Genomic DNA, 18050 nt, shown 5'->3' with positions numbered 1-18050 from the left:
AAAGGAATAAATCCCTTTGATGGTGCTGAAAGTGGGCTGGCTGAGCAAATGAAAGGGATAAATCCCCTTGATGGCGATGAAAGTGGGGCGGATGAGTAAATGAAAGGGATAAATCCCTTTGGTGGAGCTGAAAGTGGGCTGGACGGGGGAGGGTAAGTTAGCTAAATGAGCGAATGAGGAGCACAAGTGCACCTGAATCAAGGAAAAGTTGGCTAAATGAGCAACTCAGGTGCAGAAGTGCACCTGATTTGAGTAGAAGTTGGCTAAATGAGAAAATCAGGAGCACAAGTGCACCTGAGTTGAGTAGAAGTTGGCTAAATGAGAAAATCAGGAGCACAAGTGCACCTGACTCAAGTAGATGTTAGTTAAATGAGCCTATCAGTTAGGCGGAACCCCATCCAGCGCAATAGACAACTATTGCGCGGACGATATCCCGTGCTGCTTCTTCGCAACCTCGCGGCGCACCACCGGGGCGACCTCGGTTGCGAGGAGCTCGATGGCGGCGGCTACCTTGGGGTAAGGGAGGCCGCCGATGTCGAGCTGGGTCATGAATCGGTTATGGCCGAACAGCTCATGTTGATAGAGAATCTTCTCGATAATCTGCTGCGGACTGCCCACCGCCAGGGTATTGTCGGGCGAGGTGAACCGGCCGAATTCACTGCGGGAGACCCGGTACTCCTGACCGGGGCGCGGGCTGATGCTATTACGGTAGCTGTAATAATAAGGATAATAGTCATCCAGTGCCTGCTGAGAGGTCTTGGCAATGTAGCCATGGCTGGTGATGGCGATCTTCAAGTCCTCCGGCTGGTGGCCGGCGGCTGCCCCGGCGCGGCGGTAGGTGCCGGCCAGATTCTGGAAGGGCTCCGGGCTGCCGCTCAGGATCGCGATAGCCATGCCGATGCCAAGAGTTCCGGCCTTCTCGGCACTTTCGGCTGACCCGCCGATGCCGACCGAGAGCGGCAGCTTCTGCTGGAGCGGACGCGGAGCAATCTCGGCGTTATGCAGCGGAGAGCGGAATTTGCCCTTCCAGTTCATAACCTCATGCTGGTTCAGTGTGAGCAGCAGGTCGAGGTTCTCGCTGAACAGCTGCTTGTAATCCTCCAGCTCATAGCCGAACAGCGGGAAGGATTCCAGAAAAGCGCCGCGTCCGGCAATGATCTCGGCCCGGCCGCCCGACAGCAGGTCCAGAGTGGCGAAATCCTCGAAGACACGAACCGGATCAATGGTACTTAGCACGGTCGTAGCGCTGGTGAGCTTGATCCGCTGTGTAACCTGGGCAATAGCCGCCAGCACAACGGGCACCGATGAGATTACGAAATCCAGCCGGTGATGCTCGCCTACACCGAATACATCCAGCCCGGCTTCATCGGCCAGCTTCGCGGCTGCAATGACTTCCTGCAGGCGCTGGGCGGGGCTGATCCGCTGCCCTGTATGGCAGTCGGTAACGATATCGCCCAGTGTATAAATGCCGAATTCAAACTCCGGCAGGCTTACTTCTTTTGCTTGAGCATCCTCTTGTGTGTTTGCCAGAGTATCCGCTTGCGTATTCCCTTGAATATTAGTATGAGCATTCCCTTGGTTGTTCATGGTACAGACCCCTTATAATCCAGAATATTGAGTAGCAGTTATCTTGTAAGCTTGTCCGTTAGTGCAAGGATATAGCCCAGTATATCACAATTACTTACTAATTGTAAGTATATGAGTGGAAGTTTGCAAAGCTTGTCCTGTGGTAACTTGTAATATTGGGCGTTCTATTATAGAAGCTTTTGTCTCAGCAATCGGAATGTCTGGGAAATATCCCATAAAGTTTTATATATACGAACCGGACGGTTGAGATTATACTAAGTTGAACGAACCGTTTCTTCAGCAGGCGGAGCGTCTCCCCAGATGTACACACACAGACACTACAATATTATGCTGGAGGAAATTGAATGAGCATTACAGAACTTACTAGCCAACTTTCCAGTTTCACAGGAAGGCTATTGCGGGAACGCTTCGGGAAAGGTCCTGAATCGATACACGCCTCCATCGGGGAGCAATGTATAGCCCTGCATATCCGTAATTTTATCGGGCCTGTGGAGAGGTTTTTATTGAATAAGGAAGAAGAACAGGCGTTTCGTTATACACGGGAGCTTCTGATGAAGTCCCTGCTTCCCGAGCTTGCAGCGTATCTGAAGGAGAGCATGGCTGTTGAGGTCGGCGAGCTTTTTTATGATTGGGGCATTCATAACGCCTCGGGGATGATCGTGGCACTCATCAAGAATGACGATGTACCGATTGATGATTATGCCGGGCGCGAGGAAGTCCATATCCAGATTAACGAGGTAACCAGGAAGGTTCAGAAGGAGCCGGTCTATACGGACTCCTGGTGGCTGGGACCCCGCATTCTGATTATTAAGCGCGAAGGCATCATGATTCCTTTGGAGAAGGAATTGATTGGCCTCGGCTATGAGAATACGCTTAAGACCACCAAGCGCAAGATGGAAAAGCGGTATTTGGACGATACCACCACGATAGCCCAGATGCTCGGCAAAGAGCTGGCGGATATTTATGTGGATTGGGATTTCGACAAAGATACCAGCGTGATAGCCTATACTTTTCACTGAAGTCTAACCATATATGGGTGGAAATGAGTCGGACATGCAAATGAGCCGAACATGAGCCGAAGAAGGGGGAAAGGTCCCTTTCTTCGGTTTTTTTATTTTCTGCCCATCTGCAGGTAAGGGGGCTGAGACTTTTTAGGAGGATAAACTGGATGGAGGAAGGCAAGTGGACGGTACTATATGTGGAAGATAATCAGCTCAATATGGCCTTAGTACACCATATTTTCAAAAGAAATCTGCCCTCTGTATTGCTGCTGAAGGCTGAAACGGCAGAGCTTGGACTGCAAATAGCCCGGGAAGCTCTGCCGGATCTGATCATCCTGGACATCGGGCTTCCCGGACTTAACGGATATGAAGCTCTGGAAATACTGCAGCAGGATCAGGCAACTTGTCATATTCCGGTGCTGGCGACCAGTGCGTTTGCACAAAACTCGGATATTGAAAAGGCCCGGAAGAAGGGCTTTGCCGAATATATCACCAAGCCCCTTCAGGTTAAAGCGTTCACCGAAACCGTGAAAAGGCTGCTCTACGGAGAAGACCTGCAGAAAATTTAGTTCGAAATAGCAACAGGGGATTCATTAAGGTGGGGAGCTGGGGAGATCTCTGTCTGGCGGCGGGTTCACGAACTGCTGTAATCCGCTGAATAAGGAATAATTTTTATTCGACATAATGATTTGACTTTCGCCCGATTATGCAAGATATTTATATTGCAGATTTAATATAAAGGAATTGCATCTAATACTTCACAACGGGCGGTGGATCTTATGCTAGGGCAGCATACGGAGACGTCTTCTCCATTTGAACAGGCATTTAAGACAGGAACTGCCGGAGTAGCCTTTCTCTCCATGGCTGAAGAATGGATGAAAGTGAATCCGGCGGTAACCCTCTTACTGGGATATTCCGAAGAACAGTTGCTGGGACACAGCTTCACAGCGTTCTGGGATGAAGATAGCTTGCACATACATAGTTACAGGATGGGGAGCCTTAGGAGCGGAGCAGCCCCTTTTTTTGAAGCCGAAATCAAGCTGCGCCATGCGGACGGCTCTGCCGTTCCGGTGCTGCTGCATGTGGCGAGGGTAAGCGAACCTTCGACGGGAGAAGGGCTGTATTATATTGTTCACTTGGCCGGAAGGCCGCTTGCGGCACCGGCGGAGGCACTCCCCGGGACACCTGAGCGGCTGTACCAGCTGATTGCCGGCAACATCAGGGACATTGTCTACTATACGGCGCCGGGTTCAGTCTGTCGCTATTGCTCCCCTTCAGTAGAAGAGGTGCTCGGGTATAGACCGGAGGAGCTGATCGGCCAGGACAACAGCAGACTGGTTCACTCTGAGGATCTGGCCTTAATCAGTGCGCAACAGATGGCTGACTCGCCTGATGTCCAGCTGCGGATCTTACATGCGAACGGCCAATATATCTGGATTGAGTTCTCCCTGAGAACGGTGGAAGATGGCGGGGAGCGCGGGGTGCTGGCTGTCGGCCGCGATGTGACCCGGCGCAAGATTGTGGAGCAGAAGCTTCAGGAGTCGGTCGAGCGGTATACCTCGCTGAAGAAATATAATCATGACGCGATCATATCGCTGGACCTGAAAGGCCATATTATTAACGGGAATGAACAGGCGGTACGGCTGACAGGGTATACGATCGCTGAGATGGTGGGCTTGAGTGTCAGCCGGATAATAGGCGAGCGCCAGTTGCAAAATGTAATCGGTCCCCGCTGGCAGAGCGGCTCCGCGGGACAGGATATCAACCTGATCTGGCATAAGGACGGGCATTCTGTGGAGGTTCTGACCACCCTTGCACCGATTATTATCAACCAGTCTACCGTAGGCTTTTATATTATCGTCAAGGATATTACCGAGCAGAAGCAGCTGATGATTGCCAAGGAGACCGCAGAGAATACGAACCGCGCCAAAAGTGAGTTCCTGGCCATGATGAGCCACGAAATCCGTACCCCGATGAACGGGGTGATCGGGATGACCGACCTGCTGCTGGAGAGCAGTGAGCCAGGTTCGCAGCAGCGGGAGTTCCTGGAAATTATCCGCCAGAGCGGCGAATCCCTGCTCAATATCATCAACGACATTCTCGATCTGTCCAAGATTGAGGCAGGCAAAATCTCACTCCAAGATGAGCCGTTCATTCTCCGGCACTGTATGGATTCCGCGCTGGAGCTGCTTCAGCTCAAGGCGGAGCGCAAAGGGCTGACCCTTAGCGTGGAGAGCGGGCCGGATGTGCCGCAGCGGCTGATCGGGGACAGGGAGCGGCTGAAGCAGATCCTGCTCAATCTGGCCGGCAATGCTGTGAAGTTCACCTGTACCGGCGGGGTAAAGGTAGGCGTAAAGCGCATTGCCGATGGCCCGGCAGGAGTAACGCTCCAGTTCACCGTGGCGGATACGGGAAGCGGCATTCCTGAGGAGGCCCGCAGCCGCTTGTTCGAGCCGTTCTATCAGCTGGAGCATTTCAGGGGCCGCCAGGGAGAAGGCACCGGTCTGGGGCTGGCAATCAGCAAGCAATTGGCCGAGCGGATGGGCGGAGGGATCTATCTGGATACAGCGGCCGAGCAAGGGGCGACCTTTGTGTTCACCGTGGTCCTCCGGACAGAAGCGCAAGCACTTCCGGCTGACGGGACGGAGGGGAACGTGCCGGAGCCACAATCAGCAGGCCGGTTCCTGCATATTCTGGTAGCCGAGGACAATGTGATCAATCAGATCGTCCTGCGCAAAATCCTGGAGAAGCGCGGCTTCGCTGTCGATGTGGCCGAGGACGGGCGGCAGGCAGTCGATATGACGGTCCGGCACGGCTATGATCTGATCTTCATGGATGTGCAGATGCCCGGGATGAACGGCTTGGAGGCTACAGCTGCCATCAGGGCAGAGCAGCGGGCAGACCAGCAGCCGGTCATTGTTGCAGTGACGGCCAACGCGCTTAAGGGCGACCGGGAGCTATGCCTCGAAGCAGGGATGGACGAATATATCAGCAAGCCGCTGAGAAGCGACAGCATTGACAAAGTAATCGGGAAATTTTTTGCGGAACAGGAATAAGCAGTCAGCTCTTCACAAAATAATCACATTACTGAGTTAAAGCTGCAATGCAGTGCTGAACTATCTTGCATCTGGAAGTCTTTTTGATTAAGATAGCAGAAACTGGTGCATAAGAGCACTGATATACCTTGTAATGACAATGACGAAGAGAGTAAGCACTTCATAGCGGATCTTAACAGGGAAGGCGTGCCGGAGACTGAGAGCACCCTCATGAGACGTTTAGTGCCGAAGTTCACTTCCGAGTCGGTCCCTGAAGTACACTGCTGCAGCAGGTATGGGTAGGGTGGCCCGCTTCCTGCGTTAACGGATGTAAGACAGAATGAATCCACGGCCGGTAATCTTCAGGTATTCCGCCATATGCTGATGCGTCAGCTGGATTCAGCTCTAAATAAGGGTGGTACCACGGCTCCTCGTCCCTTGCGGCGGGGGGTCTTTTTGCGTTCGTTCATAGCCTTAATTATTAATATCACAAAGGAGTGTCTGGGAATGAGTAATGTGGAATTGGATGACTTGAGAGCAAGATTGGATGAGATTAACGGTCAGCTGCTGGAGCTGATCTCGGAGCGTGCCGGAATCGTTCAGGAGATTGGGGTACTCAAAGAGAAGCAGGGCGTGCCGAAGTTCGATCCTGAACGGGAGAAGGCGATGCTGGAGAAAATGGTGGCAGGCAATAAGGGGCCGTTCACGAATGGAACCATCCGTACGCTGTTCAAGCAGATTTTCTCTGCCTCGCTTGATCTGCAAAGTACGGAGCATAAGAAGACCCTGCTGGTAGCGCGCAAAGATCATGCGGAGGATACAGTTATTGAGCTGCCGGGCGGCGTTACTGTAGGCGGATTATCCTCGCTGATGGTGGCTGGCCCCTGCTCGGTGGAGAGCGAGCTGCAGACCCGTACGGTAGCTGCGGCCCTGCAGAAGGCAGGCATCAAGGTTATGCGCGGCGGCGCCTTCAAACCCCGGACCTCCCCTTATGATTTCCAGGGACTGGGCATGGATGGCCTGCGGATTCTGCGTGAAGCGGCGAGTGAATACGGGCTTTTGACGATCAGTGAGATTGTCGATCCCCGGCATATTGAAGAAGCGCTGGATTATGTGGATGTCATTCAGGTCGGCGCGCGGAACATGCACAACTTCGAGCTGCTTAAGGCGGTAGGGGAAGTGAATAAGCCGGTGCTGCTGAAGCGCGGACTATCCGCCACGCTGGATGAATTCGTTCATGCGGCAGAATATATTATGTCCCGCGGCAATATGGAGATTATGCTGATTGAACGCGGGATCCGAACCTATGAGCGGTCGACGCGCAATACGCTGGATATCTCAGCGGTGCCGATTCTTAAGCAGGAATGCCATCTGCCGGTGCTGGTCGATGTCACCCATTCCACTGGACGTAAGGATATCCTGATTCCATGTGCCAAGGCCGCGCTTGCTGCCGGAGCCGACGGGATTATGGTAGAGGTGCATCCTGATCCGGCTACAGCCTTGTCCGATGCGGCGCAGCAGCTTAATATTGAGGAGTTCAACACCTTCTTCAATGAAGTGAAGGCTTCGGGATTATACCGTTAAGCTGAATAGGGTAAATTCAGGCACTAGGAGGAACTGGAATTTTGAAGCAAATCGTCTCATACAACAACGGTTGGTTCTCCAACACACGGAGTGATATTTTATCGGGCATGACCGTGGCTATTGCCTTAATTCCTGAAGCGATTGCTTTCTCCATCCTTGCTGGCGTAAGCCCGATGGTTGGTTTGTACGCCTCCTTCTGTATCGCTATTGTAACAGCCTTCGCCGGCGGGCGGCCGGGGATGATCTCGGCGGCGACAGGAGCGATGGCGCTCCTGGTCGGCAGCCTGGTGTTGTCGCACGGCATTGAGTATCTGTTCGCGGCTACGGTGCTGGCTGGCATCCTGCAGATTGTGATGGGACTGCTGAAGCTGGGCCGGTTCATCACCTTCCTGCCGCAGCCGGTCATGACGGGCTTTGTCAACGCGCTGGCGATTCTGATCTTTATGGCTCAGCTGGTGCATTTTGAGGGGCAGGGCTGGATCATGTATGCATTGGTGGCTCTTACGCTGGTCATTATCTATATGGTTCCCCGGATCACCAAGGCGGTGCCGTCAGCGCTGGTCGCCATTGTCGTAGTCTCGGTACTCAGCATTATGCTGGGGCTGGATGTTAGAACCGTGGGCGATATGGGGACTATTACTTCGGCACTGCCGGTATTCCATCTGCCGAGCCTTCCCTTGACGCTGGATACGCTGCTGATTATTCTGCCGTATTCGCTCTCTCTCGCGGTAGTCGGATTACTGGAATCGCTGATGACGGCCACGCTGATTGATGATATCACGGGCACCGGCAGCGATAAGAACCGGGAAGCGAAGGGGCAGGGGCTAGCCAACATTGTGACCGGCTTCTTCGGAGGCATGGCGGGCTGCGCGATGATCGGCCAGTCGATGGTCAATATGAAATCGGGCGGACGGACACGCTTGTCCACTTTTGTCTCCGGGATCTTCCTATTGTTCCTGATTCTTGTGTTGGGTGATGTCGTTAAGAAGATTCCTATGGGTGCACTGGTCGGTGTAATGATTATGGTCTGCATCAGCACCTTCGAATGGAAGTCCCTGACCTCCTTGCGGAGAGTTCCGCTAAGCGATGCCCTGGTCATGGTGGTCACTGTGGTTACAGTAGTAGCTACCGATAACCTGTCGATCGGCGTGCTGTTCGGCGTGCTGCTGAGTGCTTTGTCTTTTGCCTGGAAAATCGCTTCCCTCCAGCTGAGTGTTCATACTACGGCCTCTGTAACGACTTATCGGGTATCGGGCCAGCTGTTCTTCGGAACCACGAGCCATTTCGTGAATGAATTCATGTATGACAGTGATCCGGCGCAGGTCATTATCGATTTCAGCCGTTCCCATGTGTGGGATCAGTCGGCGGTGGGGGCTATTGCCAAGACGATGGACAAATACGCGGCACTAGGTACTAAGGTCACTCTCACGGGTCTAAATGAAGAAAGTGCCCGGCTGGTGCAGCGGGTTGGATTGTCGTCTTCGGGCGGACATTGACGGATCAAGGACAGAAGGCTGTTTTTGGAGCGATTGGGCTTCAGAAGCAGCCTTTTTTTGAATGGTTCAAAATTTATCGTTTGTACCCCCTTAGGAAAAGGGTTTTTGAAAAGTTTGTCGAAATTTTCCGGTAGAGGGACATTTGTCATTGCTTCTTCGGATGGCCCTACTATAACTACGCAATTGTGATGCGCGAAAGGGAAGGCCTCCATGTTTTCTTTTATCCGAACCAGACTGATTGCCCGTATTCTCTGTGTTATGACTTTAGTGATTCTCTGCATTACAGCAGGCAATGCTGCCATTCAGTGGGTGAACACCGGATCAGCGGTTAAAGGGACGATCAGCAGCTACAACATGAGTATTGCCAGCCATTATGTGACGCAGATTGATGCCGGGCGCTACAGTGAATTCCTGGCCGATCCGCAGGAGTCGGACCTGTATTGGTTGCTCCGCCATGAACTGGATCAGTTCCGGAAGTCGATTGGTGCCCGTTATGTATATTTTGTGCGGATTGATGATGCCCGCCAGCCGCAGCTGATGATTGACGGCAGGCCGGAGGGAGACCCGCTGGCTTCGGGGATTAATGAGAGTACCGATATGCCAGCGGCCGCAGTTACGGCCGTACTTGCCGGAGAGAATGCCAGCACGCCGCTGATCAGTAATCCCGAATACGGGGATTATATCTCGGCATTCGTTCCAATGAAGGACACCACTGGGAAGCTGGTCGGGGCGCTGGGCATTGATACGGATGTTGCTGTACTGAGTACGCTGACCCGTGATGTCCTGATTGAGAGCCTACCGCTCTATAGTATTATTCTAGCGCTGTCTCTGGGCGCACTCGCGGTGCTGGCATGGTTCGTCTCCCGGTCCTTGCGTCCGCTGGTGACGATTACAGAGAGCGCGGGCACGATGGCCGAAGGGGATCTCGCCGGGGCTGCCCGCATCCTGCATGCCCGTCCGGTCACCTCCCGGGATGAGATTGGCAGGGCTTATCAGGCAATGCTCCAGATGTCGGGGGATCTGAATGCCAGAGTGAAGGGGATGGTATCCGGGGTGTCTACCGCATCCGACAGCCTCTACGGCTCCTCCGAGACCTTCGCCAGGAATGCCGATGATGTGCTGAAGATGAGTGAGACGGTGAGCGGCAGAATCAGCGATATCTATGCCGGTGCTAACTCGCAGACGGAAGGCGCACAGAGCAGCGCTGTGGCTATGGATGAGATGGCGCTGGGCATCTCGCGTATTTCGGAGGCCTCGGCTGCGGTCTCGGAATTCGCAGTCAAGGCGCTGGACATTGCAGAGGCGTCCCAGACGGCCATGAACCATACGAACCAGCAGATGAAGTCGATCTCCGTATCTACCGGGGAGACGCTGGATATCGTGCTGAAGCTGCAAGGCTATACCGATGAGATTGAGGGCGCGCTGGCTGCGATCAGGGAGTCTGCGGATCAGACAAAGCTGCTTGCGCTGAATGCCTCGATTGAAGCGGCACGTGCGGGGGAGCACGGCAGGGGATTCACTGTCGTAGCCGGTGAAGTGCGCAAGCTGGCAGAAGGTTCCGCAGCCTCGGCCGAGCGGGTGGCTGAGCTGCTGTTGCATATCAGCCAGGCTTCGGCGAGCATCGGGGTTCAGATGACGGAAGCGTCCGCTGAAGTGAAGGAAGGGGTGCGGATGTCAGCCGAAGCGGAGGCTGCTCTGCTGGAGGCCTCCGCCGCCTTCCGGGAGGTGGCCGGACAGATCGTTGATGTGTCGGCGACAGCGGAGCAGCTCTCCGCTGGCTCGGAGGAGGTTGCGGCAGCGGTGGGCAGTATGGCCGATATTGCCGGAGAGGTCTCGGAGCAGACCCGGGAGATCCGTGAGCTGACCGATCTGCAATTGGCGCGTATCAAAGAAGTCTATGAGGCTTCGCTGAGCGTCAGCGCGAGTACGGGCGATCTGCGGGAGGCCATCCGGCAGGTGAATGTATAGGGAGATAGGGGACGGTAGGTGTGATCTATACTGCCCGGATTGGATACAGGATTAGCAGATGTGATACCCTCCAGCTTTCAAAAGTGTCCGACTATTGGTATGATTACAAGGGATGTGAACATCTATTACCGATTATATGGAGGAATTGAACATGAGTGAAACTACAATATCCGGGATTATTGATCATACGCTGCTGAAGGCGGATGCCCGTAAAGATGATATTATCAAGCTTGCTGAAGAGGCAAAAGCCTACAAATTCGCCTCTGTGTGTGTGAATCCGGCATGGGTCGCCACGGCGCATGCCGTGCTGAAGGATACACCGGAAGTGAAGGTATGTACAGTAATCGGCTTCCCGCTGGGGGCATCGACGCCTGAGTCGAAGGCTTTTGAGACGAAGGATGCCATTGCGAACGGTGCCGGTGAGGTGGATATGGTCATTAATATCGGCGCACTAAAGGATGGCAATGACGAACTGGTGAAGCGCGATATGGTTGCAGTAGTCGAAGCCGCGCGCGGCAAAGCGCTGACCAAGGTCATTATTGAGGCCTGCCTGCTGACTGAAGAGGAGAAGGTCCGTGCCTGCAAGCTTGCTGTAGAAGCGGGCGCAGACTTCGTGAAGACTTCGACCGGCTTCTCGACCGGCGGGGCAACGAAGGAAGATATCGCCCTGATGCGGGCAACGGTCGGTCCTGAGATCGGCGTGAAGGCCTCCGGCGGTGTACGCAGCGCGGAAGACGCCCTCGTGATGATCGGCGCAGGCGCCAGCCGGATCGGAACCAGCGGCGGCGTAGCGATTGCCAAGGGCGAGCAGAGCCAGAGCGGCTACTAAGCCGAAGTAAGCTAAATACACACAGAAACGGCTGAGGCCTCCTTGAGTTCAAGGGAGCCTCAGCCGTTTTCTGCTTGTGGGAAGTAGGGAAGGTGGATTTCCTCCAACTATTAATGATCAAATGAGTGCTGCCGTTCCACTACATAAATTAATTGTATTTAAGAGTACTTAACAAATTAATAAAAGTTATATAAAAAGGATATATAACCATAGCACCAATAGCAAGGAGTCCATGCACTGGAGGAACCATTTCAGCAGGATTAACATTTGGCCATATTGTGGTAAAAACAAATACGAAAATGGCGAAGTATGGCAACCATAAAATTGCCGTGAAATAATTTAATTTAGATGCTTTAAAATGCTTGTTGGTATAAAAAATGAAGAAAGCCGTACCTAATATAAAAAATATTATATTAAAAATTGAGACCAATCTATTTGTAAAAACGAAATCTAAACCAGTTGTCCTACTCAATCTATTTACATTCCCCATTAATTGCAATTCAATAAATAATAATAAAGCATACATACAACTGATACTATTCAGCTTTAGCATAATTAATCACCTCACTCCACTTCCATACATACTCTAGGTGGACAATTTTATGAATGATCTATGGTTGAGGGGCAAGGCAGTAGGCATTATTGAAGGTTGATTTCCAGGGAATGAATTATGTAGCCTTGGCTAATGTCAACTGGCTTTTGACGGTATGAAAAAACAAGGACACTGTGGGTTTTAGCAGGTCCTTGTTTTTTTTATTGTACGTGGGCCAAATATATGCGTAAAACAGAATACAAGGGGCGCTGCTGGGATGACGTATAAGCCGCATGTTCCCCAGCCAGGAACATTTTTAGAGAAATCCTGCAAAAAGTGCAGCAATACTGCCCAATAGAAGCGGTCTGTACCGAAAACCTGTACGAAATACAACAAAGTCAGCGCTAACTTGCTCTCTGTACTGAAATTTGTGCAAATAATGCAACACTCTACTACAATCAGTAAAAGTTGTAGAAGAATCCTGCAAAACATGCAACAATGCTCTCTATATAACTGATCGGTGAGAGAGAAATGGCTGGATATGCCACCAGAAAGTGATAAGACACCAGTATTATTTACCGCAGGGGGATTTTATTCTGCAGATTGCTAGTATTAGCTCCTCTATTAGTGGGCAAAACCGAAAGTTCTGTTTGATTTCCCGCTACCCCCTAGACCAGCCCCTTATCCATTGCCTTGCCGATCAGCGTGGCGAACAGGCTGTTGGACCAGGCGAACCACTCGCGCGAGAAGTCAGCCGGATCATCCGGGTGGAAGCCTTCGTGCATATAGCCGGTATCGGCATCGGTCCGGATCAGCATATCGATCAGCTCCTTGATCTCCTCATCGTTATCCGCCGTCAGTGCCTGCATGGATAGCGCCATATGCCACACATAACCGCCCGGCGTATGCGGACTGCCGATGCCCTTGGCGTGCTTGCCCTCGAAATAGAACGGGTTGTCGAAGCTGAGCGCGAACCGGCGGGTATTCTGATAGATCTCATCCTCCACGCCAACATACCCAATATAAGGAATAGAGATCAGCCCCGGGGTTCCGGCATCGTCCATCAGTGAGTAGTTGCCGTAGCCATCTGTCTCATAGGCGTAGATTCTGCCGTATTTCGGATGGGTTACGATGCCGTAGGTACGGATGCCGAAGTCGATATCTTTGCGGAGCTTCGCCGCTCTGGCTGCCAGCCGCTCATCCTTATATACCTCAGTTGCCATCTCGCCAATATATCCCAGAATAACCACAGCGAACATATTCGAAGGAATGTTGTAGCCGAATTCGCAGCTATCATCGCTTGGGCGGAAGCCCGACCAGCTCATCCCCGTATAGTTGACCGGCATTCCCCGGCCGTCATTCTGCAAGGTCTCGGTATCTTTCAGCGTCTGGCGGACGAAGTGGTACGGGGACTTCTCCCCGTGGCGCTGCTCGGTCTCAATCGTGTTCACAATCGAGGTCAGCGCCTGATAGCAGGCAGCATCGAAGATATCGGTCTGCTCCGCTTCCTTCCAGTACATATAAGCCAGCTGAACGACGAAGCAGAGGGAGTCCAGCTCATATTTGCGTTCCCACATCCACGGGTTCAGGTTACAGTCGTCCGTATCGCGGTAATGCTTGTCGCTTGCCGTCTCGTTGAAGGCGTTGGTGTACGGATCAATATTCACATAGAACATCTGGCGGGCAATCAGGCCGCGGAGAATCCGCTGCAATTCAGGGTCATGCTTGGCAAAAGGAATATAGTGCCGCACCTGCTCCGTCGAATCGCGCAGCCACATGGCCGGAATATCGCCGGTGAACACGAAGGTCGTGCCGTCCTCCAGCAGCTTGGTTGTAGTCTCCAGTGTGTTCGGGAAGCAGTTGCGGAACAACTGCTGCAGTTTCGGGTGATGCGCAAGCCGTTCATCGGCCTCATTCAGATAGGCGGTAATGGAAGCTGGCAGATTCATGATGTAATTCCTCCTGGCATAGTGAATTTAGGATTGTGCGGATTTTAGAGCATAGGTGACAATTTGAGCTTTACCGACAGAGTGGCGTAGAGTGCCTGCTTCCAGGGCTTCCTGCTGTTTGCGCCGTTCCAGAATATCACTGGCATGGATGGCCTTCACGGGAAAATGCGGCGTAAGCGCGAGCTCCTGCTCTGCTCCCGCCAGGTTGTACCAGCGTAGAATGAGGTCCTCATGGTCTGCGGACATTTTGAAGGCGGACAGCGCCAAAGTGCGGCCCTGCCATTCCAGCGGCTGATAGACCGCAGGGAGGGAACCCTCCTGCCAGCCGGTCTGGACCGTGAACCAAGGTACCTGGTACTGATAGGCCCAGGAGCAGGCCTCCGTCCAGTCCGTATCCCCGGCAAAGGGACAGACCGCGAACTCCACCGTCTGCTCACCAAGACACTGGGCTTCCGGTGTAGGGAACACGCCCCAGTCCCCCAGCTCCGATACGCTGCGCAGCAGGGTAACGGCAATTGCATTGCTGCCGTCCCGCAGCACCTCGTATTCGTTCAGCCCTTTATTGGCTACCAGTAGTCCGGCGCTGCCATCCGACACACTGACATAAGCCTGCTGGTGCTGGGCATTGCTCGGATTGATCCAGTCCGCAGCCGGCTCGATCTCACGTTCAGCAGCTTCGAAGATCGAGTCGGCCCGCAGGGTGGACGCCGCCAGCCCGGTAGGGAAAAGCACACGCAGCCGGTGATCCTTAGCCTGATTATTGAACGCGGCCGAGACCTGAACGCCGGTCCCGCCGGCCTCCAGGCTGATCCGGGTTACAATCCGCAGCGGAGTCTGCTCCGCAGAGCGTCCGGCCTTGCGCTGCCGGAACGGCACCATTCTGCGCTTCTCGTCCTCGAACGAAGCATCGGCGGAAGCGGGAATCGTCCATTCATGCACGATTTCATAGGTGATTCGGTAAGGCTCATGTTCGGCAAGCGAGATCCGGGCAGCGAGTCCCTTGGTCGTCAGTGCAGCATCGCCCTCGGGCTGGCGGAACACATATTCATTGCCGATATCGCCGCAATTCTCATAGACGCCGAGTCCGGTGAAGCTGCGGCCTGTCCGCTTGTCGGCCACATCGTAAGAACCGTCCTCGCGGATCTGGACGGCCAGGAAGCCATTCTCCATCCCCCGTTCCAGCAGCTTAAGCGGACCCGCATCAGCAGCACCGGCAGCTCCAGCGGATGCATCGTCCAGCGCCCCCGTCCAGGCGTAGGTGCTGTAACCAAGCGGTGGTACATGCATGGCCTCGAAGGTCAGCCGGACCATCCGGGCCATATAAGGCTTGCGGAACTGATCGTCCGGCAGCTCATAACCGAACCGGGTGCCCAGATCCTCCGCCCGGCAAGCCACGATCTGCCCTTCGGAGTCCACTAGCCGACCGCCCTCCAGGTCAAGCGGAAGCTGATCCAGCGCTTCGGCAATCGCCGCCGGATTTGGCCCTTCCTTGAAGTAACGCTTGGCGAAGATGACCTCCATGCTTACTGTTCCGCTGCGTTCCCAGCCGGTAGTATTGAAGACCGTCACTGGCAGGGCAGATTCGCCCCAGGCCGCTACATTCCGGGTTCCGATCTGAGCGGATACCGCCTTCAGACTCTCTTCAATAATAACTTCGCCGACATGGCGGCTCTTCTCGAAGCGGCTGATCATCTCGCGGTGGACCTCATCCACACTGCAGCCGCAGATGCTGTCATGCGGGTGATTCTGCATCAGGGTCTTCCAGGCATAGGTCAGCAGGGCATGAGGATAAGCCTGTCCGCTGACCAGGTAAGCCAATGCCGCCAGCGGCTCAGCGCCCTTCTCCAGCAGCGTCTGGCCCTGCTGGTTCAGCTGCTTCAGGTAGACGCGGGCGGAAGCGGTATTCACCAGCGTCCCCCAGCCGTCCGTATGCTGGCTGCGCAGCTCGCCATGCACGGTGACCAGGTCCTCAGGCAGCGAAGGCGCCAGCGCTTTCAGGTATTGCTCGAAGCTGGAGTGGACAAAGTCTGTGTCCGGGTACAGCTTCCGGGCCGTCTCCAGCGCATCCGCGAGATCACGCTGCACCGGCTGATGATCACAGCCGTTCATGAACAGCAGCTCCGGGGTGGAGGCGTATTTGCCGGCATCCGTGATTTTTTTGCCCCAGAAGACCTTGGCTTCCTCTAGATCTACCGGCACCTCGTTGCCATTGCTGTACCAGTTCGCAAACAGTAGTCCCAGCACAGTCGAGCCATCAGGTGACTCCCAGTACATCTCAGAGTAAGGCGATTCGTAGCTGGTGCTGTTCAGCTCGCCCACCATATTATCGAAGCCCGTCGGCTTCACGCCGCGGCCGAACACCGCAGTCTCAATGTCAGCCTGCTTGAGCAGCTGGGGGGCTTGGCCCATATTGCCGAAGGAATCGGGGAAGTAGCCGAGCTTCGAGATGACGCCATATTTCGCTGCGTCCTGATGGCCAATCAGCAGATTGCGCACATTAGCCTCGGAGCTGGTCAGGAATTCATCCTGGAGCACATACCAGGGGCCGATGACAATCCGGCCTTCACGGATGAAGCGCTCCAGCTGCTCTCTCCGCTCAGGATGAACCTGCAGATAGTCTTCAATAATAATGGTCTGTCCGTCCAGGTGGAAATACCGGTAGCGCTCGTCCTGCTCCAGCGTCTCCAGCAGCTCGTTCATCAGCTTCGCCAGCAGCACATGGTGACGCTCGTAAGGCATATACCATTCCCGGTCCCAATGGGTGTGTGAGATCAGGTGGGCAGTTGTACGGGTCATGACAGAAACCTCCTATATCTTCAGTCGATATTGTAGCGATGGCATTCGTAGCAAATGTTTGCATACCTGCCGGGGGATCACAATATGTAACTTTTGCAGGGGGGAGGAGGGTTCATAATTCACACATTTACGGCAGTAAGCCAGCAGCGGCCCATCGAAGTATTCAGCCCGTAAGTCCCGTAGCAGCGCGGTTTTACACTCCGTTAACATGACAATGCACAACCTACATATTTACGATGTCAGCTTAGTTTCTCTACAATTTGGGATGTAAGCGTTAGCAGGAAAGGCCATAGCAAGAATGCGAAGCGGATACAGATTTATGTGTAATGAAAACTAACATAGAGAGGAGTGGGAGAATGAAGGGGAACAAGTCCCTTGGCAAAAGAATCTGGCAGAATTGGGAGCTCTATCTGTTCATGCTTCCCGCGTTACTGTATTTCTTCATCTTTCATTATGGTCCGATGTACGGCATTCAGATTGCCTTCAAGAACTTCGTACCCTCCAAAGGAATTACAGGCAGCGACTGGGTAGGCTTCGACCATTTCCAACGGTTTTTCAATTCTTATTTCTTCTGGGATCTGCTGTGGAACACGTTCAGCATCAGCTTCTATGAGCTTGCCATCGGGTTTCCGCTGCCGATCATTCTGGCCCTGGCCTTCAATGAGGTCTATAGCGGCCCGTTCAAGAAGTCGGTCCAGACAGTTACTTATGCGCCGCATTTCATTTCGGTGGTCGTCATGGCAGGGATGATTATTACCTTCCTGTCGCCCTCCAGCGGAGTGATTATCCGGTTCATTGAATTCCTGGGCTTCCAGCCCGCACAGTTCCTGACCGATCCGGCCTGGTTCAAGACGGTGTACGTCTTCTCAGGCGTCTGGCAGAGCACGGGGTGGGGGACAATTATCTATCTCGCGGCCCTGTCCGGCGTAGATCCCCAGCTGCATGAAGCGGCCATCGTAGATGGAGCCAGCCGGATCAAGCGGGTACTGCATATCAATCTGCCGACGATTATACCCACGATTACGATCATGCTGATTCTGAACATGGGTAACATTCTGGGCCTGGGCTTCGAGAAAATCCTGCTGCTGCAGAATTCGCTTAATATGGAAGCCTCCGATATCATATCCACCTATGTGTACCGCGCCGGTCTGGTGAACGCCCAATACAGCTTCTCGACCGCTGTCGGATTGTTCAACTCGGTGGTCAATGTAATACTGCTCGTTACCGTCAACCGGATTGCCAAACGCACCAGTGAGAACAGCCTCTGGTAGAA

General features: G+C 53.7%; 12 protein-coding genes. 8 read left to right on the top strand and 4 right to left on the bottom strand.

Features of this window, described 5'->3' with window-relative positions; all coding sequences use genetic code 11:
- Positions 1-414: 414 nt before the first annotated feature.
- Positions 415-1587 carry an LLM class flavin-dependent oxidoreductase gene (locus tag MKZ07_RS19010; RefSeq protein WP_083678053.1) on the bottom strand — a complete coding sequence of 391 codons (1173 nt, stop codon included), beginning with the start codon at positions 1585-1587 and terminating at the stop codon, positions 415-417.
- Positions 1588-1931: 344 nt separating this feature from the next.
- Between MKZ07_RS19010 and MKZ07_RS19005 the strand changes: the two genes are divergently transcribed.
- The 7 genes from MKZ07_RS19005 to deoC all read left to right on the top strand — a co-directional run bounded on the left by MKZ07_RS19005 (position 1932) and on the right by deoC (position 11500).
- Positions 1932-2606, top strand: a complete 675-nt coding sequence (locus MKZ07_RS19005; RefSeq protein ID WP_036694895.1) for a Na-translocating system protein MpsC family protein — start codon at positions 1932-1934, stop codon at positions 2604-2606.
- Between the two features lie 149 nt (positions 2607-2755).
- Positions 2756-3157, top strand: coding sequence for a response regulator (locus tag MKZ07_RS19000; RefSeq protein ID WP_341027144.1), 402 nt, complete (start codon positions 2756-2758; stop codon positions 3155-3157).
- A gap of 210 nt (positions 3158-3367) precedes the next feature.
- Positions 3368-5644, top strand: coding sequence for a PAS domain S-box protein (locus MKZ07_RS18995; protein ID WP_341027142.1), 2277 nt, complete (start codon positions 3368-3370; stop codon positions 5642-5644).
- A gap of 486 nt (positions 5645-6130) precedes the next feature.
- On the top strand, positions 6131-7207 hold the full coding sequence (locus MKZ07_RS18990; protein WP_036694897.1) for a bifunctional 3-deoxy-7-phosphoheptulonate synthase/chorismate mutase: 1077 nt from the start codon (positions 6131-6133) through the stop codon (positions 7205-7207).
- Positions 7208-7248: 41 nt separating this feature from the next.
- Complete coding sequence (locus MKZ07_RS18985) at positions 7249-8703, top strand: SulP family inorganic anion transporter (RefSeq protein ID WP_445670291.1); 1455 nt, start codon at positions 7249-7251, stop codon at positions 8701-8703.
- A gap of 210 nt (positions 8704-8913) precedes the next feature.
- Positions 8914-10671 (top strand): methyl-accepting chemotaxis protein, encoded by a 1758-nt coding sequence (locus tag MKZ07_RS18980; RefSeq protein ID WP_341027141.1) that lies wholly within the window; start codon positions 8914-8916, stop codon positions 10669-10671.
- Between the two features lie 151 nt (positions 10672-10822).
- Positions 10823-11500: a deoxyribose-phosphate aldolase gene (gene deoC, locus MKZ07_RS18975; RefSeq protein ID WP_036694901.1), complete on the top strand. Its 678-nt coding sequence runs from the start codon at positions 10823-10825 to the stop codon at positions 11498-11500.
- Between the two features lie 148 nt (positions 11501-11648).
- Here the strand turns inward: deoC and MKZ07_RS18970 are convergent, their stop codons facing one another.
- The 3 genes from MKZ07_RS18970 to MKZ07_RS18960 form a co-directional block, all read right to left on the bottom strand.
- On the bottom strand, positions 11649-12053 hold the full coding sequence (locus MKZ07_RS18970; RefSeq protein ID WP_036694903.1) for a hypothetical protein: 405 nt from the start codon (positions 12051-12053) through the stop codon (positions 11649-11651).
- 647 nt (positions 12054-12700) lie between these two features.
- Positions 12701-13981 carry a glycoside hydrolase family 125 protein gene (locus tag MKZ07_RS18965; RefSeq protein ID WP_051493447.1) on the bottom strand — a complete coding sequence of 427 codons (1281 nt, stop codon included), beginning with the start codon at positions 13979-13981 and terminating at the stop codon, positions 12701-12703.
- Between the two features lie 27 nt (positions 13982-14008).
- Positions 14009-16777, bottom strand: a complete 2769-nt coding sequence (locus MKZ07_RS18960; RefSeq protein WP_341027139.1) for an alpha-mannosidase — start codon at positions 16775-16777, stop codon at positions 14009-14011.
- A 356-nt stretch (positions 16778-17133) separates the two neighbouring features.
- Between MKZ07_RS18960 and MKZ07_RS18955 the strand changes: the two genes are divergently transcribed.
- Positions 17134-18048, top strand: a complete 915-nt coding sequence (locus tag MKZ07_RS18955) for an ABC transporter permease (protein ID WP_341027138.1) — start codon at positions 17134-17136, stop codon at positions 18046-18048.
- Positions 18049-18050: the final 2 nt, after the last annotated feature.

The sequence above is a fragment of the Paenibacillus sp. FSL P4-0338 genome (genome assembly GCF_038002365.1).
Lineage (GTDB): Bacteria > Bacillota > Bacilli > Paenibacillales > Paenibacillaceae > Paenibacillus_AQ.
The sequence above is the reverse complement of the archived record's forward strand: the minus strand, read 5'-3'. Positions and strand labels throughout refer to the sequence as shown.

Coding starts and splice junctions, on each gene's coding strand:
- MKZ07_RS19010 (WP_083678053.1), bottom strand. CDS start 1,587: ATGAACAACCAAGGGAATGCTCATACTAATATTCAAGGGAATACGCAA.
- MKZ07_RS19005 (WP_036694895.1), top strand. CDS start 1,932: ATGAGCATTACAGAACTTACTAGCCAACTTTCCAGTTTCACAGGAAGG.
- MKZ07_RS19000 (WP_341027144.1), top strand. CDS start 2,756: ATGGAGGAAGGCAAGTGGACGGTACTATATGTGGAAGATAATCAGCTC.
- MKZ07_RS18995 (WP_341027142.1), top strand. CDS start 3,368: ATGCTAGGGCAGCATACGGAGACGTCTTCTCCATTTGAACAGGCATTT.
- MKZ07_RS18990 (WP_036694897.1), top strand. CDS start 6,131: ATGAGTAATGTGGAATTGGATGACTTGAGAGCAAGATTGGATGAGATT.
- MKZ07_RS18980 (WP_341027141.1), top strand. CDS start 8,914: ATGTTTTCTTTTATCCGAACCAGACTGATTGCCCGTATTCTCTGTGTT.
- deoC (WP_036694901.1), top strand. CDS start 10,823: ATGAGTGAAACTACAATATCCGGGATTATTGATCATACGCTGCTGAAG.
- MKZ07_RS18970 (WP_036694903.1), bottom strand. CDS start 12,053: ATGCTAAAGCTGAATAGTATCAGTTGTATGTATGCTTTATTATTATTT.
- MKZ07_RS18965 (WP_051493447.1), bottom strand. CDS start 13,981: ATGAATCTGCCAGCTTCCATTACCGCCTATCTGAATGAGGCCGATGAA.
- MKZ07_RS18960 (WP_341027139.1), bottom strand. CDS start 16,777: ATGACCCGTACAACTGCCCACCTGATCTCACACACCCATTGGGACCGG.
- MKZ07_RS18955 (WP_341027138.1), top strand. CDS start 17,134: ATGAAGGGGAACAAGTCCCTTGGCAAAAGAATCTGGCAGAATTGGGAG.